This window comes from Teretinema zuelzerae (genome assembly GCF_021021555.1).
Classification (GTDB): domain Bacteria; phylum Spirochaetota; class Spirochaetia; order Treponematales; family Treponemataceae; genus Teretinema; species Teretinema zuelzerae.
In genome coordinates this window covers 651,552-673,037 of record NZ_JAINWA010000003.1, presented here as the reverse complement: position 1 = coordinate 673,037, position 21,486 = coordinate 651,552, and the positions used below count along the sequence as shown (strand labels likewise).

Here is a 21,486-nt window from a genome sequence, read left to right as displayed (position 1 = left end):
GGTATTATCTCCGGACCGACGGAGAACAAGGCAAAACCAAAAACCGGTTCTCTTGCTTCGGACCGTACTCTTTTTATCTACAATGCTGTTCCTCAGAACGGACAGGATAGGATGATTTCAGAAGGATACGCCGAGGGAGTAAATGCTTTTGCGGTCGATCTATTGTCTCTCATCGCTTCCGATCGCGAGTATCCGGGGACCAACCTGCTGATATCGCCGTTCAGCGCGAGCCGTTGTCTGGCTTTGGTGTCGGAAGGAGCGTCGGATCAGGCCAAAGCCCAAATATTGGACGTTCTCGGCGGTCCTGAGGCGGTCAGCGGCGCGGCTTCTGCCCTCGGGGAGCTTTTAACCGCGGACGGCAGCGTCGTCTTCAATTCCGCAGACGCGGTATTTTTCAGGAACTCCCTTAGGCTCGCCGAAGGATTCGCCGACGGAGCGAAGACCCGTTTCGGCGCCTGGGTCGAGGGTTTGGGCTTCGGTAATCAGACCGAGGCCGCTGGCGTGATGAATGAGTGGATCGAGACAAATACCGGCGGATACATAAAAGACTATATTGTACCCGATTCAATAACATCCGATACACTTGCCTTCATCGCGAACGCCGTTTTTTTCAAGGCCGATTGGGCGTCTCCCTTCGACTGTACCCAAACGAAGCGCCAGCCCTTCTTATTATCCGACGGGACTCTGGTCGACGCGGACATGATGCGATCCGAGTACCGCCATCTCGTACGCGAAGGGGAGGGATACCGGAACGCCCTTATCTTCTACGGAACGAATAAGGCCGATTATTTTTATATGGATCTCTATCTCCCCGACGAAGGCGTTTCCATAGCGGATTTCATTAAAAGAGATTTGGACGCTGCGTTGCGTGAGACAGTCGCGCGGCGCGATTCCTTCGCCTCCGATGACGGCCGGGCAGAGGATGGGTTTGCGACGGGCAGTTACGCATACGGAATACTCGAGATGCCGAAACTTTCATATGAAGCAGACACCGTCCTTACCGAGTATTTAAAAACGCTCGGGATGACCAGGGTTTTTAACGCGGAAGGAAATCCCCTTTCGCGTATGTTCGCGGATCAGGGCGCTTTTCTGTCAGGGGTGAGACATCGCGCCGGGCTTATCGCGGACGAAGCGGGCACTGTTGCGTATGCGGTCACCGTCGCACAGGTTGACGGAACGGCGGGTCCCGGCGACGAGACTTTGACTCTCGACAGGCCCTACGTGTTCTGTATCCGGGCCGGACAAACCGGCATGGTTTTATTCGCCGGCGCCGTGATGAATCCTTCCCGTGACGATTGATATTCTCTGCTCCGTAGTCGACAATCTCGGCGATATCGGCTTCGTATACCGGCTCTCCCGCGCGTTGTGCCGCGCCCGCTCAGGAACTCCCGGCGGCGCCGGCGATCCGCTCCGTCTCAGATTGATAGTGGACGATCTCGCGGCTTTTTCAGCTCTCTATCCGGCTGTTCGCGCAGGGTTCGGTTTCCAGACTGTCCCGGCGCCTGACTCCGGCTCTCCCGATTGGCTAGTCGCATCCTGGAACGATCCGGGTCCCGAGGCTTTGGCAGAGTTCAGCGCCCGGCGGCCGCGCTATATTCTGGAGTGCTACGCGTGCGGAAGGCCCGAGTGGTTCGAGGAAATACTGTTCGATGCAGATGACGACGGCATTCGCGTGCTGCTGAATCTCGAGTACCTAACCGCCGAGAGCTGGGCGCGGGATTTCCATCTTTTGCCGTCTCTCACGCGGTCTCCTCAAGTTCGCAAATACGTGTTCATGCCCGGTTTCATCAGCGGAACCGGCGGGCTTCTGCCTTCGGAGGAAAGCGCGCCTCGCAGCGAGGACGACTTTCACGGAGGCGGCAGCTTGCACGCGGGCGGCAGATCTCACGCGGGCGGCAGCTTGCACGCCGACGGCAGCTTGCACGCCGACGGCAGCTTGCAGGCCGACGGCAGCTTGTACGCCGGCGGAAGCTTGCACGCCGGCGGCAGCTTGCACGCCGACGGCAGCTTGTACGCCGACGGCAGCTTGCACGCCGACAGCAGCTTGCACGTCGGCGGCAGAACGCACGCCGACGGCAGCTTGCACGCCGGCGGCAGCTTGCACGCCGACGGCAGCTTGCACGCGGGCGGCAGCGAGTTCAGAATTCTATTATTCAGCTACGAGCACGACTTTTCTTCGCTTGCGTCGGCCTTGAAGGCCTTTCACGCCGATCGGCCGGTGCGCGTTCTTCTCGCGGCGGGGCGAAGCGCTTCGCCCTTTCTCGACGCATGGAACAGTTCGGGCCGTCCCTTCCCGGTCGAAGAACTTCCCATGCTTCCCCAGCTCGAATGGGATTCGGTTTTCGATTCGGCGGACCTGTTGATCGTGCGGGGCGAGGAGAGCTGGTCGCGCGCGATATTGTCGGGGAAACCCTTTGTCTGGGAGTGTTACCCGTTCGGCGGAGACGGCCATCATGCCAAGATTAAAGCATTTCTCGACTTTGCCCGCCCCTTTTTCGCTACAGCCGACTTTGCGTTGTGGGAGAGAATTCTATGGGATTTTAACGCGGCGGTTCCCGGGGAGGAGGATTTGATCAGGTTTTTCAGATCCTGCGCGGTTTCCGAACCGGATTGCGGCCGGAGTTTAAGCGAATCGTTCCGTAAAATGGCTGCGGAAGCGGGAAAAACCGGAAATCTGGCGGCCAACCTGCTGACTTTTTTCCTCGATTCAGGTTAGAATCAATGGCCGTCCTGTGCGGCATAGAGCAATTTTTTGAGAGTGTAACATGTTAGCAGCTTCCCAATTACGGGTCGGCACCGTTTTCATGAACGGAAATGACCCCATGATCGTCCAGCGCATGCTGGGCAACAAAAGCGGCCGCGGTTCGATGGTGTATCGCCTGAGAATCAAGAATATCGTCAGCGGCCAGACGATGGACGTCGGTTTCGACTCAAGCGAGAAATTCCAGGAAGCGGATCTTGAGCTTCACAAGGTAAAACTGTCCTACCTCGACGGCGATAACTATGTCTTCATGGACGAAGAAACCTACGAACAGTTCGAAATTTCCAAGGAAGACCTGGGCGACAACGCGAACTACATCAAAGACGGCGACGAGTTCATCGTCGAACTGACTTTCTATAACGGAAAGCCCGTCGGCGTAAGCCTCCCCATCCTGGTCGAGCGCGAGATCACCTATTGCGAACCCGGCATCCGCGGCGACACTTCCGGAAAGGCTTCCAAGCCCGCCACCCTCGACACCGGCTACGAAGTCCAGGTTCCCCTGTTCTGCGAAATGGGTACCCGCATTCTTCTCGACACTCGGGACGGATCGTTCTCCGAGCGCGCCAAGTCATGATCGGAGAGCCTCCCGGTTCCCGGGAACCATCCGGCGGCTCTTGATAACCGCGTACGAGCATCGCTCTTGTACGCGGTTTTTTTATTCCTGTAAAAACCGATACAGTCCCGTTGATCTTGTCTAGAATCGTTTTTTTTAGTTTACTGATGCGCATCATGAATGAAACCGATTCGCTCCCGACACCCCGTCTTTCCCTTTCAGCGGCTCTCCGCGCCGGACTCTCGTCAGCCCGCGAAAACGCTCTTCCAGGCCTTGTTTTGTGGCTCGTCGCCATGGCCGTCGTCCTCGGGTATTATTTCTTTTCTCCCGTCACCGACGCTCTGGAAACCCTGGGAGCCCTGAAATCCCGCGGAGGATTTCTGTATTCGGCGATCGCGACCGCGATTTTCGGCGGCCTGATTCCTTTTTTCTGGCGCTCCGCGATGAACCGCAAAAGCGGCCAGTCGTCCTGGCCGGTGCGTCCCTGGCAGGCAGGCCTCTTTCTCGCGGCTTTCTGGGCATGGAAGGGAGTCGAGGTGGATCTTTTCTATCGCTTCCAGGATATCCTGTTCGGCGCCGGTGCCGAAGCGTCGAAGATCATTCCGAAGGTGCTGATGGATCAGTTCGTGTACAATCCCGTCTGGGCCGCCTGGACGCAGATTCTCGCCTACTGGTGGCTTGAAAACTCCTTCCGCCCCGCTTCTCTTGCGGACCGCGCGCTGTGGTCGTCCATCGGCCCCCGCGTGCTCTCCATCCTCATTTCCACTTGGGGCGTGTGGATTCCGATGGTCAGCATCATCTACGCGATGCCGTCGAATCTTCAGATTCCGCTATTCAACATAGCCCTGTGTTTTTGGAGTTTGATGCTTTCAAGTTTGACGAAGGAAAAAAAACGCTAGAAACGGCGCTTCTTGACAATCGGCCCTTCCGGGCCGATTCTTAGAACTATGATCGATGCTTCGGGTTTCAACAGACATTCGCTGTTCGGCGGTTTTTCGCAAGACGATCTTGCGAAGGTCGCGCATCTGTTCGAGCCGAAATCGTTTGCCGCCGGCGATCTCCTTCTTACCGAGGGCGAACCGAACAATCAGATTTTCTTCCTGCTCTCGGGCTCGGTTCGCGTCACCCGCCGGGGCCTTGTTCTGATCGACTTCCGGGAGGGAGACAGCTTCGGCGAAATCGAAATGCTGGACACCCGCCCTTCCGCCGCGACCATCGCCGCTCTCGAACCGGCAACAGCCGCCTGCCTCAGCCACGCCGGATTGTACGCCCTCTATAAGCTGGATACGCGGCTGTATTCGGTGTTCATGATGAATCTCGCGCGCGATCTGGCCCGCAGGCTCAGGCGCATGGACGAGCTTGCCTGCGGAGAAACCCCGTCTACACTTCCTTGAGCTCTTCGTAGACCGTCAGAATATCTTCTATAGAGGATTCCAGACAGCCGAACACCTCGGGATCGAAATGTCCCGGCATCGAGTTTTTCATCCACGACACCGCCTTTTCTACCGGCCAAGCATCCTTATAGGGCCGCTTCGAGGTGAGGGCGTCGAATACGTCGGCAGCGGCCACGATTCTTCCGGCGAGCGGTATATTCTCTCCCGCAAGTCTGCGCGGATATCCTGAACCGTCGAATTTTTCATGGTGGCCGCCGATTATCTCGATCGCGGTTTTCAGAAGGGATTCGGAGAGTACTTGCTTCAAACTGGCGTCCATCTCCCGGAGCACCCGTTCTCCGATGAACACATGGGTTTGCATCGTTTTTCTTTCATCGTCGGTGAGCGGCCCGGTTTTGTGCAGAATCAGATCGGTGATTCCGATTTTACCGATGTCGTGCAGGGGTGCGAACCAGAGAATCTCGCGCAGCAGAGCGGGTTCAAGGCGCCGCACCGTCTGATTATATTTGCGGGCCACGATGAACGAATACCGCGCCATCCTGACCAGGTGCTGGCTTGTTTCATTGTCCTTCTCGCTCATGAGGGATACGAAGGCCCGCGTCGTTTCGGCAACCGTTTCCTGAAAGAGGAACTCCGTGTACAGGGTATGGCTCACCGCCGACGCGATGCGCGCCAATTCCCGGGCGTGATCGCTGTGATACTCGATATTTTCGCGCGTAGAAACAAAAATGAAGCCGACGCATTTATCACGGAAGACGAGCGGCGCCGTAACGCTGGAGAATATTCCCTCTTTCAGCAGAAGCTTCGTGGCAACCGATACTTCGCGCGTGTGGGCGTACTCCGGAAGATTATTGATGATCCGGGGGGTCCTGTGTTCCGCTATCTGATGCAGGGACCCTGCGTCTATTCTTTCGGAATGGCCCGGCACGAGGTGGAGGTCGGAATAGTCCGCTTTCACCGTTTCCGCGGTGATGACCGAATTCGAGGTTCTGAAGGCGAGGGCCAGGCGCTGGCAGGGCATGAACTGATTGATCGTCTCAGAAAGGCCGTCGACCAGAAAATCCATATTCCCGAGACCGGACAGCCGCCCCATGTCGTGATCGAGATTGATGAGGGCGGTAACCCGGTCGATGCGCGTGAACAGATCTATGAGCTCCGGAAAGCGCTCACCGGGATGTTCGCTCCGTTGTATCCGTTTGAACTGCAACAGGTCGTCTATCGACGAGATTCCCTGCTCCATCGCGGAAAGAAAGGTTTTCAGCGATCTCCGGTTCAAAGCGACGAGGGTGAGCTGGAACACGATGCCGGAAAAGGAAATTGCAAGGAGCACCAGATTGATGATCTGGTTCCATTGGAATATCTTGCCGCGGTTAAAGCTGATTCTCGAGGCGAAGGCACGCATTTCGAGGCGATATTGCTCTCCTTCGAGAGCGTTCGTGAAACGGGGTTCGCTTAAAACAGCGCGGAAACGGAAAAATCGGGAGGCTTCCTCCTGTCGTTGAACGACCCTTTTCCAGGCCTCTTTCGTAGTTTCCCCCGCGTAGGCGGGCGTTTTCTGCAGTTCTATCGCAAGGGAGTTTACCTCCCGCATGATTGAATCAGATTGGTTTCCGATTTCTTCGAGATAAAAGTAGCTTGCTACTACGGAACATATTGTAATAACGAGAAAGAGAGAAACGCTCAAGGTTATGCTGAACATGAGGTCGTTTTGTTTTTTCAGTGATGGCGATTTCATCCGGCGGTGCATCATGAACATAGCCGTCATAGTATACGGGGAGTAAAGCGTTCTGTACAGGAGAGTCTCCGGCAGTTTACGTATTTTTACAGTATGCTCGCCTCGACCCGGTTTCGGCCCGATTTTTTCGCGCGGTAGAGGGCTTCGTCGCAGCGGTGGAAGGCCGATTCGAAGGTTTCCGAATCGTCTATTTCCGCCGCTCCCGCGCTCACGGTGATCGACAGATTCGCTATGGGCGTCTGTTCTACGGCAAGGCGAAGCTTGTTCGCGACGACGAGGGCCTTGTCGAGCGTAGTCTGGGGGAGAACGATGAGGAATTCCTCGCCGCCCATGCGAGCCACTATATCCGCGCTGCGGACGGTATCTCTCAGGCGGCGAACCAGTTCGACAAGCACCCTGTCGCCCGCCAGGTGTCCGTGAGTGTCGTTCACCGATTTAAAATGGTCGACGTCGATAAGTATGCACGACAGGGGCGTTCCGTATCGATGTTTGGCGTCCAGCAGCTTCGTCATATACTCGTTCAGGAATATGCGGTTGTAGGCGCCGGTCATCTGATCGTGAAGAGTCAGGGCCTTCAGTTGAATGGTCGCAAGATTCGTCTTCCATCGGCTCCGCTCGGTGTAATAGCCGAAGGCGAGGCTTAAACCTCCGAGGAAGATGAACGACATCATGAGGCTGGGATTGGCTGTGTCCTTCAAGAATAGAAAGTAGACCGCGCTTGAACATGCAACGAGCCAAAGCTGCAGAATGAGGTGAAGGATGTACGGCGCGCTCAGCATCACCGAGATTCCGATCGACGCGATGTACACGGCTGTTAAATTATCCGAGTATTGATAATCCAGAAAGCTTAAGGCAAGGCCGAGCGAAACTGCAAGAAAGGAAAAGACGAACGATAGAGCGAGTATGAGAGTCCGCGAATCTTTTTTTCTGGCGAGGTATAAAAGCGCGCTGAAAACCAGAGCGAAGACCATGGATCCCGCGTAGAGCGTTACGTACAATCGGGGAATCCAGTCCTCGGGGTAGGAGTCGGGCATGACGAGATGCTGGCCGAGAAATAGAGCGCAGCTGAGGAAAAGCATTCCGCTTAAGGCCATGAAGGCGCGATAGTTATGGGCTGATCGGAGCGTTTCCAATTCGCGGGCAAGATCGTTTTTTGCGTTCATCATTTCGAGTATAGTAAAAAAACCAGTGCTTTGCACGGGGACCGGGTTATTTCAATTCCAGAGCGGCCGGCGAATCAGCGCTCTTCCGCTGAAGCGGGATTTCTGAGCCGGCGGTTCAACGGAACCAGAAGAACGAGGATGAACATGGCGGCGCCCGTCGCGGCGAGGATCGGTTCTAGTTTGAGGGCGTCCGAAAGCGGGCCGAACACCAGCATGGCCAGCGGCATGAGCGAACCCGAGAGGATTCCGAACACCGCGAATACTCTTCCCAGATAGGCGTTGTCTACATGTTCCTGGATCAGCACCGTAGAGGGCGTGTTGAGAAACGGCATGCTCACGCCGAACAGACCCATGAAACCGAGATAGACGGAAAATGAGGCGGCAGGGGGAAGCACGGGGCTTAACGCGAGGCCGATAGTGCAAGCGGCCATTACGGCGTTCGCGGCTAGAATGGTTTTCATTCGGTTTTTCGGTCCCGGATACATTGCGATCCCCGCTCCTCCCAGCAGCATCCCGAGAGAAAACGCTATTTCTATCGCCGTCAGCCGCCAGTATTCCGGCCCGAAGCTGCGCGCCGTCTGCAGGGGGGTGAGAAAAGCGGCCGGAGACACCAGCACGTAGAGAATCCCGATGTAAATGAATAATTCCTTCAAAAACCGGTGATCGCGTATATATTTCATGCCTGCGGCTATTTCTTCGATATAGCCTCCGGAGGGCGCCTCCGCGCCGGTTTGAGGATGGGTAGAGGGAACCAGAAAGGCCAGAATCGCGATGGCTATGAGCGCGGTAAAAACGTCGATGAAGAAAATCGCCGACACCGGCATGAAGCCGAGGAGGGCGCCGGCCGCCATCGGGGATGCTATCATGAGCGCGCTCTGAATGCCGCCGTTTATGCCGTTCACCCGAGTGAGCTGTTCTTCAGGAACCAGGGACGGCAGAAAGGCTCCGACGCAGGGCTGGTGCACCGCTCCTCCCGCAGACCGGAGGGCCGCCATCGCGAAGAAAAGCGGAATCTCGGGAGCGCCGGAAAAGAGGGCTACGGCGGCGGCGAGGGTTACCAGGGCTATGAAGGCGTCTGCCAGAACGATGAGCTTTTTTCGGTCGTACCGGTCCGCCCACACGCCGGCGAAGGGCGAAAGGACAAGTCCGGGAAGAAAACCGCAGATGATGTATCCGGTCATCACGGCTCCCGAGCGGGTCTCAAGGGTGAGATGCCATAGCAGGGCATACTGAACAAGGGACGAACCGAAAAGGGATACGGTTTGGCCGGCCAGAAAAAATGCCGTTTTGCGTTTCCATGATTCCATAGACGGAATATACGGTGTCGGCGTCGTTCGGGGCAAGAGTGTACTAAAAAAGATTGACAAAAAAAATGTCTCATAATACTATTACAGACATAGTACTATGAGTGAAGAATTAATCGGCAAAGAAATAATCAGGGGCCACATCGATACCATCATCCTCGGACTGCTGTCCGATCAGGATCGGTACGGGTACGAAGTGTACAAGGAAGTGCTCAGCCGCTCCGGCGGCGAGTACGAACTTAAGGAACCCTCGCTCTACTCGGCGTTCAGGCGCCTTGAAGGGCTTGGCTGGGTTTCGTCGTATTGGGGCGGAGAAACCCAGGGCGGAAGGCGGAAATACTATTCGCTCACCGCAGAGGGGAGAGCGTCGCTGGATCGTCTCCGCGCGGAGTGGTTTGTTGCCCGGCGGATAATAGATCGCTTGATAGGGGAGTGAGAGAAATGGATTCAAAAACGACGGACGCCGTTCGCTATTACGTTTGCGGACTTTTTCGCGGCATGCAGGAAACTCCGCGCATCGCAGAGCAGCGCGAAGAGCTGCAAACTCATATGACGGAACGGATAGCCGACGAGACGGCGTCCGGATCGTCTTTCGACGAAGCGTTCAACCGCGCGGTTGCGTCTCTCGGAGATTTGGAAGAATTGATGGAAACCATGTCCGGACAGAAACGGAAAATTTTCATCCGCAAGACTGATGCCGTCATGATGGCCGGCGGGCTTGCGTATGGAACCCTGTTTATGATCGCAGTCGGCATTTGGTTCGCGTTTCATGGTTTCGGCTTCCGCGCCGCGTTCGTCGCCGCCGCCGGCTGGCTCGGCTATGCGGTGCCCGCAGGAGCGGCATGGATTCGCTATCGATCCAAACCGGGTGACGCCGCGATGATATCTATCGACAGGAAGGAATCCGTGCGTTTGGCCTTTTTGGGCTGGGCGGCGATTTCTATTGCGTGCTTCGGAGTCAACGCGGCTTTTTTCGGAACTGATTTATTTCTCAATGTTCTGTGGGCATGGATGCCGATGGTCGGCCTGTTGACATGGCCTCTCATGGAAGCGTCCTACGCCTGGATGATCGCGTCATGGGGCTCGGTGCGCGCAGAGGTATGAGCGTCCTGTTTCAGCCTGAGGCAGGACGCGCCGCTTCACGAGCGATGCGTTCGCGATTCGATTTGTTTCGCGCCGGTTTGTGCGCGCTTTTTTGTTTCGCGGTTGCGCCGGGCGCGTCGGCCGCCGAAGAGGAACGGGTTCTCCTTTCGGCTGTGCGCATTGAAATCGACGGACGAATGTTCAACTGGTCTGCCGACGGTTTTTCTGCAAATCAACACGGCTCCGGCCCGGAATTTGCAGCTGGAACGGAAACGAAACCCGACGGCGAAACGCCTGCGAGGTTAAAGCCGCAAATCGTAGCGTCTTTTTTGGCCCTGCGTCCGGGCCGGCTGTATATTGCCGCGGATTTGGAATCCCGGTGCCGCGACGCGGAAATCCGGCTTCTGGAAAGCGGTCTTTTCTATGCTGCGCAGGCAGTTGTTCTTCCCTCGAAAAAGGGCTGCGCAGGACGTACCGTCCTGGTATCGCTGACATCAGGTTTTTTATGGCGGTTCGGCGGCGGCGCGTCCTTCGGCTACTTCGGCTACTCGGCACTCTCGGGCGAACGGTTGTCTTTGCGCGGTTATGCCGGCTGGAACCGCAACGGCGCCGAGATTCTGCATGAAAACGCCGCGGGACTGCCGATTCTCGCGGGTGTCGCCGTTTCCCTGTATGCCCCCGGCGAATGGAGCGGAATGCTCGCCGCGACCGGACTGCCGGCAGGGCAACCCTCCGCTGAAGCTGTCGCCACGCTGGGGTATTCGCCCGCGCCGGACTATCAAATCGGAGTCGGCGCAGCCGTGCTTCAGACGGGACTCGACCGTTCAGGCGAACGTATTTTTTCGCTCCAGCCGTATTTCCGATACCGGAGTCCCCGTCTGACGGGAGCATCGGACGCGCCGGATTTGAGCGGGCAGGGTTCAAATTTTGTTTTTTCCGGTTGCGATGCAAGGATCTATTATTTCCCTCAGGACGGCAGCGCCAAGGCCGAAGCTTCCTTCGCCCTGAAATGGAATGCAACGGAACGCGCCTCCTTCAACGTGAAGGCGAGCGGAGGGCTTTCAAGAGGCATGTTCGGCTTCGATCTCTTTTCCGCCGATGACCGCTCCGTTCGATCCGGTTACGGGAGGGATGAGCTTTCTTTTCCCTCTTTTTTGCTCGCCTCCGCAGAGTTGCGGCTTTCCGTTGCCGCAATGGCCTTCGGTCCCGGATTGGACTGCAGGATAGTGCCCTTCATTTTTTGCGACGCCGCCGTTAACGGCGACGAGGTTCGGGATTCCCGGTTCGCCGCAGGACCGGCTGTCCGCCTCCTGTTCGACAGCCCCGTGTTCGCGTATTTCTCCGCTTCCTGGGGCATGAACCCCGAGGGAGACGGGCGGTTCATCCTGTGGGGTACGGCCGGCTTTTAAGACGTTTCGCGCGCATTATCGAGGTCGCGCTGGATCGGTTTTGTAATGAACAAGATTTTTTTCCATTAAGGAGTTCGACGATGAATATGAGAACGTTTTTTGTTTGCTGCCTGTGTTCCGTCGCGATGTACGCGTCCGCTGCGGAGCGAAGCGCTGATTTCTTTGAAGGAGTCCGGCTGCACGACGAAGCGCGGGGAGCCTCGGACGCGGGAAAAATCGAAAGAGCGAAGGCTCTGCTCGAACCGCTCATCGAAAGCGATCCGCTCGCGCTCGGTTATTACGGGAGCGCGATCAGCCTCGAGGCGGCGGTCGCCGCCGAGGGAAAAAACGGACTTAAGGCGCTTGGCCTTTTAAAGAAATCCGGCAAGCTCATCGACGAAGCGGTGAGACGGGATCCGGAGAACGTCGATCTTCGGTTTTTGCGGATGATCAACAGCTACGGGGTGAGCAGCGATTCACCGGTAAAGCGCTGGAAGGAAATGAAAACAGACATCGATTGGCTGAAAGCGCGCCGTTCGGAGTTTTCCGCTGAATGGCAGGGATCGTTGTATCTGTATGAAGGCCACTATCTGGCGCGTTCGCGGGACATCGACGGAGCCGTCTCCTGTTATTCCGAATGCGTAAGGGCGTCTCCCGGCTCGGCGGAAGCCCGGGAAGCCGAAATGCTTTTGTCCCGATACGAGGAATAACATGAAAGTGTTTTTTTCATCGTTCGCCGAGCCTCTTGCCCTTGGACTTTCCACCGGGACCTGGTGCGCCATGTACTGCGTTCCGGTCCTGCTTCCCTTTCTTTTAGGAAGGGATGAATCCGGATATAAAAAGAACTCTCTCCTGATCGCTTTTTTTCTGCTCGGCCGGCTGGCCGCCTACGGGGCGATCGGATTCGCGCTGTCCCGGCTCGGTTTGCTGGCGATGGAGTATTTCGATCCGGTGCTCGCACGGCGGCTCTCTTCAGGGGCCTATCTTGTCTGCGGCATCGTGTTGGCTTCAGGAATCTACGCCGGCCGCTGCGCATCCTGCAAAACGGCGCTCTCCCCGGATTCCGCCGTACAAACCGGCTCGCGCCGCCCCGGGTTCCCGACAGAATTTGAATCGAATCTCAATCCGCGCCGAAACGCGCTCGCGGCAGCGGCGCTCTTGATCGGCGGAGGCGACCGGCGGGTGTCCTTTCTTTCAGGAATGTCGGTAGGCTTCCATATCTGCCCGGCATTCTGGACAGCCGCCTTCCGCTCGGCCGCTTCGCCTTCGGCCGCAGGGGGCGTTCTCTATTTTTCGCTTTTTTATATCGGCACACTTCCGTTTTTTCTTCCCCTGGCCGGTGTCCCCTTTGCGTCTGCGCGGAGAGAAAGCCTACGCAGGATAGCCCGGACAACGCAGCTGTTGATCGGCGCGTATTTCATCATATTCGCGGGATTCATTCCGCTTGCCTTTGGACGGTAGGCTATGGCTGTAACAGCGTTTTTCTCGGCGTTCATGGGCGTCGTCGTTTTCTTTTTTTCCCTTTCCGGCAACATGGGCTCTCCCGCCCACTGGATATACGCGATTTCGATGCTGGCTGTTTTCGCGGCTATGATTCATACCCGAGCCTACTCCCGCTGGCGCAGGGTCTTCCAGGTATCGTTCGCCCTTCTTTTCATGATTTCATTCATCGGCATCCTGTACGACGAACGGGGAAGCATGAGCCTGACTCAGGATACGGTTCAAAGCGGCGAGGTGCCGTTCTGCCAAATCGTGATTCCCGCGATCATCGCGCCGTTCGCCCTGACCGGCAGGGTTATCTTTCCCGCGCGGATGACCGGTCATTTTGCCTCCGTTATGGGGATGATACTGCTGTGGTTCATCGCGACCGTTACGATAGGCAGGGGCTGGTGCGGCTGGGTATGCTTCTACGGCGGCTGGGAGGAGGGCGCTTCGCGGATTCTGAAAAAGCCGCGGGTCAACCTCCTGTCGCGCAATAAGGACCTTCGCTCATTCCAGTTCGCTTTTCTGTTTTTCGTCGTTCTCATGTCGCTCGGCTTCATGTCGTCCGTTTACTGCGAATGGTTTTGTCCTTTCAAACTGGTCACCGAGTATGCCGAGATCTCCGACCTTCCGAGCCTGATCGCGACGGTGATATTCATCGGCCTCTTCCTCGGCCTGGTAATCGTTCTTCCTTTGCTGACGCGCAAGCGAACCCAGTGCAGCGCCCTGTGCCCCTTTGGAGCCTTTCAGTCCCTCATGGACCGCTTCTCCTCTTATAGGGTCGTCATCGACGTCGACAAATGCGTCGGCTGCATGAAGTGCGCCGAAGCCTGTTCTTTTTGCGCAATCGATCGGGAAACGATACGCGAAGAAAAAGGCCGGCCCGAGCTCACCTGCGCGAAATGCGGAGAATGCCTGTCCGTCTGTCCGACGGGGGCGATACGCTACCAGTTTTCTTTTCAGGCCGTCTCGGACGCGCGCATCCGCGCGAAGGGCTGCTCCCCTGTTCCCAAGAACGCTCCGTCAAATCGTTTCGGCGCCTATTTTCAAGCAATCCTCGATCCCCAATATCTCTTTGTTTTTACCGCGTTCACCTTCTCTGTAATCGTCTCGGGAAAATTCATTCCCGACGCTTTTATCCGCATCGCCTCAATCGCGTTCGGAGGTCCCAGATGAAGCGAAATCCTGCGGCCGGGGGAGCTTCCTGGTACGCCGTCCGGATGCTTATGCTCGCTTCCGCGCTCTGCGGCGCGACTTCATTCATGATGTATTCGGATATTATCGCGCGTTCTCTTGCTTCGGTTCTGTCTCCCGAAATCGACCCGAGCTATACGGGCGGAGAAATCGCGCACACCTTTTACGATCCGGCGGGGGACGATTCCGGCTACGGGGGCCTTGTCTATCCGACTCACCGGGATTTCCGTCCCGGCTCGCTCGACCTTCTGCGCTACACCGTTCATGAGCCGGTGTGGGGAGCGCGTTGGCAGGAGGAAAGCGAATACTGGCAGTTCGTTCTTTCCTTCGCCTCGGGGCCCGCAGCTGTTCGGGCGGTCCGCGTCTATATCGACGTCGACGGAGACGCTTCCGGCCTGACCGAACCGCGCGGAAGCGGCTCGGAAGGCCTCGCCTTCGATCCCTCCCATCCCTGGGATTACGCGTTCGCTCTTTCGGGCGCGGAGGGCGTATTTTTCTCGGCCGACGGGGAAATCGAAATTCCGATCCGAGCGTCCGCCCTGGACGGGGGAAAGACGCTGAGAATCCGTATACCGCTGCGCGACCGGCGCCTTCATTTCCTCTACGCGGCCGCCATGACGCGCCACTACGTGTATGTCGCAGCATGGTCTCCCTGGTCAAGGGATTCGATCATGAGCGCCGGCGCCGGAGCTGCCTCGGACCGCATAGGAGGCGCTGCTTCCTTCTTTACTCCCGCCGTATTCGACATCGCGTCTCCTACGAAAGCTTTGCAGGAGGAGATGCTTTCCTCATTCGACGAAGAAAACTTCGAAACTGCCCGGATCCTTCCGATCGCGGTTTCTTTAAGCGGAAACTCCGGTTCGGCTCAGGCGGGCGGGCGTTCCCGGAAAAAGGACGAGGCCTCCCCGGGGCGATCCGGTTCCTCGGCGCGGTACGATTCTGAAACTGCGGAGCTCCTTCGGCTCGCCTCGATCGAAGAGGAACGGCTGCAACGCGAGAAAGACCGTGCTGAGTGGATTTCCGTGAAGGAATCATTCGACGCGAAATCAAACGATGCGGAGGATCTTGTAGCCTTAGCCGGGGCTGCCTTCCGCGCGGATTTCAGAGCGGAAGCTGAAGCGGCGCTCGACGAGGCTTTTTCGCGGGGCCATGATTCTTCGCCGGCGAAGGCCTATAAGGGAGCCCTGCTCGCCCTTAAGGGAGCCGACGCGCCCCCGCTCGCCGCTGTTTCGATCATCGCGGACGCCTATGTCTATCTGGACGCCGCTGTAGAAACCGCAGAGACTCCCGCCGAAACGCTTGCGGCGCGGCTCTGCCGGGGAAACGTTTCTCTCGCGATTCCGGAAATGGTCTTCGGAAAACGCTCGCAAGGAGCTTCGGACTTTCTCGCGGCGGCCGCCGCCTGGCGGTCGATCGATTCCGGAAACGCAGAAGATATCGCACGCTGTTATCTGCGGGCGGCTCTGTGCTTTTCAGATTCGGGGAAGGAAGAGGAAGCCGGCACCTGGTTCCGCGAGGCTTCCCGGCTTGCACACGAAAGCGAAGCTGCCGGAACGCCCCTTTCGGCGGCGCTCAGGCATGAATTGGCGGTTAGGGGTTTTTAAGAGATAGACGAGCTCGGCCGGTGTTTCGGCGGAAAGTCAGTCTTCCAGGGCGCGGACGAGCCAGGAAATAAAGGTTTCTTCCGCGCCGGGATCGCCGGGCGGGTAGGCGTCTGCGTTTTCGATGTAGAAGTGGCCGCGCGTGGGGTATTCGAGATAGCGCGAGTCCGGGCAGATCGCGGCGAGGATGCGGCCGGTGAGGTGCCCCTGCTCCCAGATCCCTGAGTCGTTGCGGGCGGTCGCGTACCAGACCTTGAGCCGGGCCAGGCGGAAAAGTTCCGCCGGCGACGCGCTGTAATACGAGCTTCCCGGAGCGATCGCGCGGAAGAGTCCCGGATGCGCCGCCCCCAGCTCGAGCGAAAAGGCCGCCCCCTGCGAATGCCCCCAGAGGGCTATACGGTTCCGGGAAATGCAGGGATAGGCGATCAATATATTGTAGATGAAGCGGGCGTACGAATCGGGATCAGTATAATATTCGATGCGCGATTGGGGCGCGATTACGGCGGCTCCCTTTGGTCCGAAAGCGGCTTGCGCGTCCGCGCGGGTGAAGAGTCTTCCGTATCTGTCCTTTGAGATGGCTTTGCCGGTCGAACCGTGGAGGACGACGATCAGCGGCAGTTCCGCGCCCGGGTCCTCGATGTCGACGCCGGAGGGAATGTAGAGGTTATAGTCGATGCCCGAGGGCGTGCGCGCCCAGGTCCACTCGCCCGAGACGAGCTTCGCGCTGGGCCAGTAGGAGAGATCGCACTCGCTCGAGTACGGAGCGGGCATGCGCAATAACAGAAAACCGAAAGCGGCGATCGCAACGAGTACCGCCGCGGCGACACGAAAGCGGAAGACGATAGCTCCCCTGCTTTTAAATCCGCCGGCGGGGGCTCCGCCCGTTGAATCGCGAAGGGGCAGGGACGTTCTGCCTCGATCTTGAGTTTCTTCCATGCTAGTTTCCTTTTTCATCGATGACGCGCTTGCCGATCCAGCGGCCGCTCTTCCACCTCCAGGCGTTGATAAGGGCTCTGACGGTTTCGTCGAGGAGGAGGCAGCTCCATACTCCGACGATGCCCCAGCCGGCGGAAACCGCGAGTACGAGCAGGGGTACGAGGCCCCACATGAACACAAGGCTGATGACGACGCTGAAAACTCCGTCGCCGACGCTTTTCAGGGCGACTCCTCCGAGGATGTTCATGGATCGTATGGGCTCCATGAGGACGGAAAAGCCGAGGAGGACGGCCGAGAGCGCGAGAATTTCAGGATCGCGGGTGAAGAATGCGAGCAGAGGTCCGCGAAGGAGAAAGATCGGCAGCATGATGAGGAGGGCGAACCCGGCTATGATTCCGGCGATGCGCCAGAATTCCTTTCTGACGTCTTCGATGCGGTTGGCTCCCAGGTGGTGGCTGATGAGAATCTGGCCGCCCATGGTGAGGGCCCAGGACGCCGCCTGGTCGAGGAAGATGAATTTGTTGACGTAGGTATTCGCCGCCATCGAGACGGTTCCCAGGCGGATGATGATCATCGAGACGACGAAGCTTTGCATGGTGTAGCTGAACGGTTCCATTGCAGTGGGTATGCCGACTTTCAGAATGGGCGGGACGACTTCCCGGATGCGTTTCCCCATGCCTTCTTCGCGGAAGCGGATTCCCAGCTTGACGTGGACCATGAAGAAGATGATGAGGAAGCCGATGAAGTAGGAGATGACGGTCGCCAGGGCGATGCCGCGGAGTCCCATTTCCGGAAAGATTCCCCAGCCGCTCATGAGCGCGTAGTTGAGCGGCACGTTGATGAGGTTGGTAACGATCGAAGCGACCATGTTCCAGCGGGTGAGGGTTTGCGAGGCGAGGATCGAGGCGTAGGAATTCCTGAGGCCGACGATGATGAAGTTGAAGGCGATTACCGAAAGGTATGCCTGGGCGTGGGCGTTCTGCGATTCGGTCATGCCGAGCCAGAGTCCGATGCTGCCGGAGAATGCGAATAAAACTGCGGCGAGAACGGTGCCGGATATGGTGCTGATGAGGATGTTGGCGACCCAGGTGGGGATGATCTTGTGTTTTTCGCCGGCCCCGATATATTGGGAGGCGACGCTGGTTCCCGCCGAGGTGAACTGGGGGAGGATGAAGTAGCCGAGCATGAGGATGGGGCCGAGTATGCCGACTGACGCGGCGGCTTCGTCGGAGATCATGCTGGTGAACCAGGTGTCGGCGAAGCTGGTTATGCCGCCGGTGAGTTCTTCGATGAACATGGGCCAGGCGAGGTGGATGAGGTTTAATCGCGGGGCCGGGGTGAGCGTTTTCATGGAGGAGAGTATGTACCCGCCGGGGCGGGAGTGTCCAGCGGGAGGGCGGGGATGTAAAAGTGGCTTTCTATACCTACCGGTAGGTAGCGTAAAGCGTGCTTGCTATACCTACCGGTAGGTATACTATACTATCTTCCCGAAGCCGCTTGATTCAGCGCCTTCAACAATCCCTCTATCTCCTCGTTCCCCGCGCCTGAGAAGGAGCGCAGCGCCCTCAGCGGAAAGTTCGCAATCATCGCATTTATCATCGCCGGGGTGATTGCCTCGTTCGCCGCTTCTCCGCCGCCGCCCTTGAACATCTCTTCCATTTTATCGAGCATGGGCTTGAGAACTGCGGCCGTCCGTTCGTCGGCCAAAATCTCTTCTATAGTAGTGTTCAGATCCACATGGAACGGAAGCCGCTGCGAGGTGTTCCACATCACGGAAACAGACGCCTCTATATCCCGGCTCGACCTGCCGATCTCAACCGCATACTCCCCCGGGGCGGCGTACCAATCGCCGAGCTCCTGCGAGTACCAGGCAAAGGCCCTCTTATCCAGCGCGAACGAGACCGTCTTCTTCTCTCCCGGCTTCAGATGAACCTTGGCGAAGCCCTTGAGCTCCCTGACCGGCCTGACAGCCGAACCCGTCGTGTCGCGGACATAGAGCTGAACGGTTTCCTTGCCCTCGCGTTTTCCGGTGTTTTCGACATCGACGCTTACAGAGAGCGTCTCCCCCTCGGTGATCGAGGTTTTGTCGGTTTTGAGTCCCGAGTAGGCGAAACTCGTGTAGCTCAGTCCGTGTCCGAAGGGAAAAAGAACATCCATTTTCCGCTTGTCGTACCAGCGGTAGCCGACGAATACTCCTTCCTTATACTGAGCCGTTTTGCCGTCTCCGGGAAAATCGATGAAGCAGGGCGTGTCTTCGAGTTTGAGCGGGAAGGATTCGGCGAGTTTTCCTGAAGGGTTCGCGAGGCCGAAGAGAATCCGGCTCGTCGCGCGGCCGACCGCCTGTCCGCCGAGATAGGCTTCCAGAATCGCCGCCGCGCCGGAGGCCCAGGGCATCTCCACCGGAGATCCGTTATGAAGGACTACGGCAGTTTCAGGCCGGACCTTCATGATCTCGGCAATCAGCTTGTTCTGGTTTTCCGGCAGCCTCATATGCGCGCGGTCGTAGCCTTCCGACTCGTAGGAATCGGGGAGGCCCGCGAAGATCACTACTGCTTTCGCTTGTTTCGCGGCTGCAAGGGCTTCCGCCGCCAACGCGGGATCTTCCGCATCGGAGTCGGTCTTAAATCCTTCTACCCAGCGGACTCCGGGCGCGATTTCCGCCGAGGCCTCAAGGGCTCCGGTAACCCGGAAGCTGTTGATGTGCGAGCTGCCTCCTCCCTGGTAGCGCGGTTTCTTCGCGAACTGACCGACGTATAGAACCTCGCCTGCCTTCGCGGGGTCGAGGGGGAGCAGGCCGTTGTTTTTCAAGAGCACCGCGCTTTCTTCCGCGATTCGCCCGGCGAGCGCGTCGTGTTTTTCAAGGTCGAAGTTCCTTTCCTTCCGGTTGTCCGCGAACTTGAACACTTTTTCGAGAATTCGTGCAACAGAGGCGTCCAGCACCCGCTCGGCGAGTTTCCCCGAACGGACCGCTTCGACGATTTCGCGGTCGGTAACTCCGTTAGAAGACGGCATTTCAAGATCGAGCCCAGCCTTGAGTCCTTCAACCCGATTATTCACCGCGTCCCAGTCCGACATCACGTACCCTGAAAAACCCCACTCGTCGCGAAGAATCTTCGTTAAAAGACGCTCGTTTTCCGCGGCGAACACCCCGTTGATCCGGTTATACGAACACATGACCGTATCGGGCCTTCCTTCCTTGATCGCTTCCTCGAAGGCCGCCAGATATATTTCCCTGAGCGTTCGCTCGTCCAGTTCCGAGGACGAGGTCATCCGCCGATATTCCTGATTATTCGCCGCGAAATGCTTGATCGAGGTTCCCACATTCTTCGATTGCACGCCCGCAATATGGCTCGCGGCTATTCTCGACGCGAGGAAGGGATCCTCGGAAAGATATTCGAAATTCCGCCCGCAGAGGGGGGACCTCTTTATGTTGACCGCCGGACCGAGAAGCACCGCGACGTCCTGGGCTTGGCACTCGTCGCCCAGCGTTTCCCCCAGCTCCCGGGCGAGATCACGGTCGAAGGAGCAGGCGAGGGCGCAGCCGGCCGGAAAACACACCGCTTTGATGCTCTCGTTGAACCCCAGATGATCGGCCTTCATATCCTGTTTTCGCAAACCATGAGGGCCGTCGCTCACCATCACCGAGGGAATCCCCAGCCGCTCGACTGCCTTGGTATGCCAGAAGTCCAGCCCCGAACAGAGGCTCGCCTTTTCTTCCAGCGTCAGTTTTGAAACCAGTTCCGAAATATCTCTCGCCATAGCATCTTCTCCTCATCGCTTACAGTCTGCGCGTTCTTATGAATCTGTATCCAGTATTGCTTGGGGTGAACTTATTTCTATATTACTATTTTGCGTTTTTATATCAATTTCTTGCGTTTCGCGGTAAAGCGCGCTAGAATGGCGACATGAATGCGAAAGAACCGAAACAATCGAGCACTCAACGGGAACTCAGCAGCTTTCACATGAGCTGGGAAAGCGAACAAGAATTGTGGAACCTGGTTCGCCGCGGAGACGCAGAATCGCTGCGGCAGCGCTCTCCAAGCTTCGAATCCTGGGGAATCGGACGGATCGCGAAGACCGATGTCCGGCAGGAAAAAAACCTTTTCATTGCATCTGTAACGCTTGCCACGAGGGCAGCGGTGGAAGGCGGGGTTCCGGTCGAATATGCCTACACCCTCAGCGACGAAGCGATCAACGCCGCGGAAAATCTTTCAACAGACGATGCCGTGCGGGATTTCAAGCGCAAGAGCCTCGTCGATTTTGCCCTGCTTGTCCGCCGCTATCGCACGCCGCGGCCGCTATCCGCAGAAATCGCCCGCTGCGTCGACTACATTTCCAAACATCTGACGGAAGATATTACGCTCGACGCGCTCGCCGCCGCGGTTAACCTGAGCCCGACCCATGTGAGCAGAAAATTCCGCCGGGAAACCGGGTTCGCGTTCACGATCTGGCTCCGCCGCGAGCGTGTCCGCGAGGCGTGCCGGCTGATGCTCCATTCGTCTTTGGCGATACCGGACATCGCGGCCCATCTGGGTTTTTCGTCGCAGAGTTATTTTACGGTCTGTTTCAAAAGGGAGACGGGGGCGACCCCGGGTCGATGGTTGCAGGAACATCGGGGGGTGTAAAGTCAGCTTTCTATACCGACCGGTAGGTAGCGTAAAGCGCGCTTTCTATACCTACCGGTAGGTATACTATCAGGTATACAGGTAATCAAGATTGAGGCAGGGAGTACCGCTTCAGCGATCGTCCTTCTTCGGAGCCCCCTCAAGCGGAAGATGCATCAGGGGCGTCGTCGATGCAGTCCTCGACACAGCTTTCGCAGAACGCTTAGGGTTGCTTCTGCGTCATTTTTTCGCCGGTCGTGTGTATCCTTGCGTTTCATTTCCCGAGTG

General features: G+C 57.5%; 19 protein-coding genes. 13 read left to right on the top strand and 6 right to left on the bottom strand.

All coding sequences use genetic code 11. From position 1 onward, the window contains the following. The first annotated feature begins 111 nt into the window (after window positions 1–111). The 5 genes from K7J14_RS10275 to K7J14_RS10255 all read left to right on the top strand — a co-directional run bounded on the left by K7J14_RS10275 (window position 112) and on the right by K7J14_RS10255 (window position 4,708). On the top strand, window positions 112–1,299 hold the full coding sequence (locus tag K7J14_RS10275; RefSeq protein ID WP_230755892.1) for a serpin family protein: 1,188 nt from the start codon (window positions 112–114) through the stop codon (window positions 1,297–1,299). Beyond that, window positions 1,289–2,716 carry an elongation factor P maturation arginine rhamnosyltransferase EarP gene (gene earP / locus K7J14_RS10270; RefSeq protein ID WP_230755890.1) on the top strand — a complete coding sequence of 476 codons (1,428 nt, stop codon included), beginning with the start codon at window positions 1,289–1,291 and terminating at the stop codon, window positions 2,714–2,716. Before K7J14_RS10275 ends, earP begins: the two co-directional genes overlap by 11 nt. A 49-nt stretch (window positions 2,717–2,765) precedes the next feature. After that, on the top strand, window positions 2,766–3,335 hold the full coding sequence (efp, locus tag K7J14_RS10265) for an elongation factor P (protein ID WP_230755888.1): 570 nt from the start codon (window positions 2,766–2,768) through the stop codon (window positions 3,333–3,335). 155 nt (window positions 3,336–3,490) lie between these two features. Next, on the top strand, window positions 3,491–4,213 hold the full coding sequence (locus K7J14_RS10260) for a hypothetical protein (RefSeq protein WP_230755886.1): 723 nt from the start codon (window positions 3,491–3,493) through the stop codon (window positions 4,211–4,213). Window positions 4,214–4,261: 48 nt separating this feature from the next. Then, window positions 4,262–4,708 carry a Crp/Fnr family transcriptional regulator gene (locus K7J14_RS10255; protein ID WP_230755884.1) on the top strand — a complete coding sequence of 149 codons (447 nt, stop codon included), beginning with the start codon at window positions 4,262–4,264 and terminating at the stop codon, window positions 4,706–4,708. Here K7J14_RS10255 and K7J14_RS10250 read toward each other — a convergent pair. The 3 genes from K7J14_RS10250 to K7J14_RS10240 all read right to left on the bottom strand — a co-directional run bounded on the left by K7J14_RS10250 (window position 4,695) and on the right by K7J14_RS10240 (window position 8,913). Next, on the bottom strand, window positions 4,695–6,443 hold the full coding sequence (locus K7J14_RS10250; RefSeq protein ID WP_230755882.1) for an HD domain-containing phosphohydrolase: 1,749 nt from the start codon (window positions 6,441–6,443) through the stop codon (window positions 4,695–4,697). The genes K7J14_RS10255 and K7J14_RS10250 overlap by 14 nt on opposite strands. 86 nt (window positions 6,444–6,529) lie before the next feature. Beyond that, on the bottom strand, window positions 6,530–7,609 hold the full coding sequence (locus tag K7J14_RS10245) for a GGDEF domain-containing protein (protein WP_230755880.1): 1,080 nt from the start codon (window positions 7,607–7,609) through the stop codon (window positions 6,530–6,532). A gap of 71 nt (window positions 7,610–7,680) precedes the next feature. Continuing rightward, window positions 7,681–8,913 carry an MFS transporter gene (locus tag K7J14_RS10240; RefSeq protein ID WP_230755878.1) on the bottom strand — a complete coding sequence of 411 codons (1,233 nt, stop codon included), beginning with the start codon at window positions 8,911–8,913 and terminating at the stop codon, window positions 7,681–7,683. A gap of 97 nt (window positions 8,914–9,010) precedes the next feature. Here K7J14_RS10240 and K7J14_RS10235 point away from each other — a divergent pair, with 97 nt between their 5' ends. The 7 genes from K7J14_RS10235 (at window position 9,011) to K7J14_RS10205 (ending at window position 15,661) form a co-directional block, all read left to right on the top strand. Then, window positions 9,011–9,346, top strand: a complete 336-nt coding sequence (locus K7J14_RS10235; RefSeq protein WP_230755876.1) for a PadR family transcriptional regulator — start codon at window positions 9,011–9,013, stop codon at window positions 9,344–9,346. A 5-nt stretch (window positions 9,347–9,351) separates the two neighbouring features. After that, window positions 9,352–10,014, top strand: coding sequence for a permease prefix domain 1-containing protein (locus tag K7J14_RS10230; protein WP_230755874.1), 663 nt, complete (start codon window positions 9,352–9,354; stop codon window positions 10,012–10,014). Beyond that, on the top strand, window positions 10,011–11,402 hold the full coding sequence (locus K7J14_RS10225) for a BamA/TamA family outer membrane protein (protein ID WP_230755872.1): 1,392 nt from the start codon (window positions 10,011–10,013) through the stop codon (window positions 11,400–11,402). The genes K7J14_RS10230 and K7J14_RS10225 overlap by 4 nt, the downstream gene beginning before the upstream one ends. An 80-nt stretch (window positions 11,403–11,482) precedes the next feature. After that, the gene (locus K7J14_RS10220) at window positions 11,483–12,091 is read left to right on the top strand and encodes a hypothetical protein (RefSeq protein WP_230755870.1); all 609 of its coding nucleotides are present in this window, start codon (window positions 11,483–11,485) and stop codon (window positions 12,089–12,091) included. 1 nt (window position 12,092) lies between these two features. Continuing rightward, on the top strand, window positions 12,093–12,842 hold the full coding sequence (locus K7J14_RS10215; RefSeq protein ID WP_230755868.1) for an urease accessory protein UreH domain-containing protein: 750 nt from the start codon (window positions 12,093–12,095) through the stop codon (window positions 12,840–12,842). A 3-nt stretch (window positions 12,843–12,845) separates the two neighbouring features. Continuing rightward, a complete protein-coding gene (locus tag K7J14_RS10210; RefSeq protein WP_230755866.1) occupies window positions 12,846–14,039 on the top strand; it encodes a 4Fe-4S binding protein in 1,194 nt (397 codons plus the stop codon). Next, complete coding sequence (locus K7J14_RS10205; RefSeq protein ID WP_230755864.1) at window positions 14,036–15,661, top strand: glucodextranase DOMON-like domain-containing protein; 1,626 nt, start codon at window positions 14,036–14,038, stop codon at window positions 15,659–15,661. The genes K7J14_RS10210 and K7J14_RS10205 overlap by 4 nt, the downstream gene beginning before the upstream one ends. 36 nt (window positions 15,662–15,697) lie before the next feature. Here the strand turns inward: K7J14_RS10205 and K7J14_RS10200 are convergent, their stop codons facing one another. The 3 genes from K7J14_RS10200 to K7J14_RS10190 all read right to left on the bottom strand — a co-directional run bounded on the left by K7J14_RS10200 (window position 15,698) and on the right by K7J14_RS10190 (window position 20,353). Next, window positions 15,698–16,594: a hypothetical protein gene (locus tag K7J14_RS10200; protein ID WP_230755862.1), complete on the bottom strand. Its 897-nt coding sequence runs from the start codon at window positions 16,592–16,594 to the stop codon at window positions 15,698–15,700. A 1-nt stretch (window position 16,595) separates the two neighbouring features. Next, entirely contained in the window at window positions 16,596–17,945 is a 1,350-nt protein-coding gene (locus tag K7J14_RS10195) for an MATE family efflux transporter (protein WP_230755860.1), read from the bottom strand. A 128-nt stretch (window positions 17,946–18,073) separates the two neighbouring features. Beyond that, window positions 18,074–20,353: a beta-glucosidase family protein gene (locus K7J14_RS10190; protein WP_230755859.1), complete on the bottom strand. Its 2,280-nt coding sequence runs from the start codon at window positions 20,351–20,353 to the stop codon at window positions 18,074–18,076. Between the two features lie 146 nt (window positions 20,354–20,499). Between K7J14_RS10190 and K7J14_RS10185 the strand changes: the two genes are divergently transcribed. Continuing rightward, complete coding sequence (locus K7J14_RS10185) at window positions 20,500–21,219, top strand: helix-turn-helix domain-containing protein (protein ID WP_230755857.1); 720 nt, start codon at window positions 20,500–20,502, stop codon at window positions 21,217–21,219. The last annotated feature ends 267 nt before the right edge of the window (window positions 21,220–21,486 follow it).

What these genes read in the sequence shown, in the direction of transcription:
- K7J14_RS10275 (WP_230755892.1), top strand. Translation starts at nt 112, where the DNA reads ATGATTTCAGAAGGATACGCCGAGGGAGTAAATGCTTTTGCGGTCGAT.
- efp (WP_230755888.1), top strand. Translation starts at nt 2,766, where the DNA reads ATGTTAGCAGCTTCCCAATTACGGGTCGGCACCGTTTTCATGAACGGA.
- K7J14_RS10260 (WP_230755886.1), top strand. Translation starts at nt 3,491, where the DNA reads ATGAATGAAACCGATTCGCTCCCGACACCCCGTCTTTCCCTTTCAGCG.
- K7J14_RS10255 (WP_230755884.1), top strand. Translation starts at nt 4,262, where the DNA reads ATGATCGATGCTTCGGGTTTCAACAGACATTCGCTGTTCGGCGGTTTT.
- K7J14_RS10250 (WP_230755882.1), bottom strand. Translation starts at nt 6,443, where the DNA reads ATGAAATCGCCATCACTGAAAAAACAAAACGACCTCATGTTCAGCATA.
- K7J14_RS10245 (WP_230755880.1), bottom strand. Translation starts at nt 7,609, where the DNA reads ATGATGAACGCAAAAAACGATCTTGCCCGCGAATTGGAAACGCTCCGA.
- K7J14_RS10240 (WP_230755878.1), bottom strand. Translation starts at nt 8,913, where the DNA reads ATGGAATCATGGAAACGCAAAACGGCATTTTTTCTGGCCGGCCAAACC.
- K7J14_RS10235 (WP_230755876.1), top strand. Translation starts at nt 9,011, where the DNA reads ATGAGTGAAGAATTAATCGGCAAAGAAATAATCAGGGGCCACATCGAT.
- K7J14_RS10230 (WP_230755874.1), top strand. Translation starts at nt 9,352, where the DNA reads ATGGATTCAAAAACGACGGACGCCGTTCGCTATTACGTTTGCGGACTT.
- K7J14_RS10225 (WP_230755872.1), top strand. Translation starts at nt 10,011, where the DNA reads ATGAGCGTCCTGTTTCAGCCTGAGGCAGGACGCGCCGCTTCACGAGCG.
- K7J14_RS10220 (WP_230755870.1), top strand. Translation starts at nt 11,483, where the DNA reads ATGAATATGAGAACGTTTTTTGTTTGCTGCCTGTGTTCCGTCGCGATG.
- K7J14_RS10215 (WP_230755868.1), top strand. Translation starts at nt 12,093, where the DNA reads ATGAAAGTGTTTTTTTCATCGTTCGCCGAGCCTCTTGCCCTTGGACTT.
- K7J14_RS10210 (WP_230755866.1), top strand. Translation starts at nt 12,846, where the DNA reads ATGGCTGTAACAGCGTTTTTCTCGGCGTTCATGGGCGTCGTCGTTTTC.
- K7J14_RS10205 (WP_230755864.1), top strand. Translation starts at nt 14,036, where the DNA reads ATGAAGCGAAATCCTGCGGCCGGGGGAGCTTCCTGGTACGCCGTCCGG.
- K7J14_RS10200 (WP_230755862.1), bottom strand. Translation starts at nt 16,594, where the DNA reads ATGGAAGAAACTCAAGATCGAGGCAGAACGTCCCTGCCCCTTCGCGAT.
- K7J14_RS10195 (WP_230755860.1), bottom strand. Translation starts at nt 17,945, where the DNA reads ATGAAAACGCTCACCCCGGCCCCGCGATTAAACCTCATCCACCTCGCC.
- K7J14_RS10190 (WP_230755859.1), bottom strand. Translation starts at nt 20,353, where the DNA reads ATGGCGAGAGATATTTCGGAACTGGTTTCAAAACTGACGCTGGAAGAA.
- K7J14_RS10185 (WP_230755857.1), top strand. Translation starts at nt 20,500, where the DNA reads ATGAATGCGAAAGAACCGAAACAATCGAGCACTCAACGGGAACTCAGC.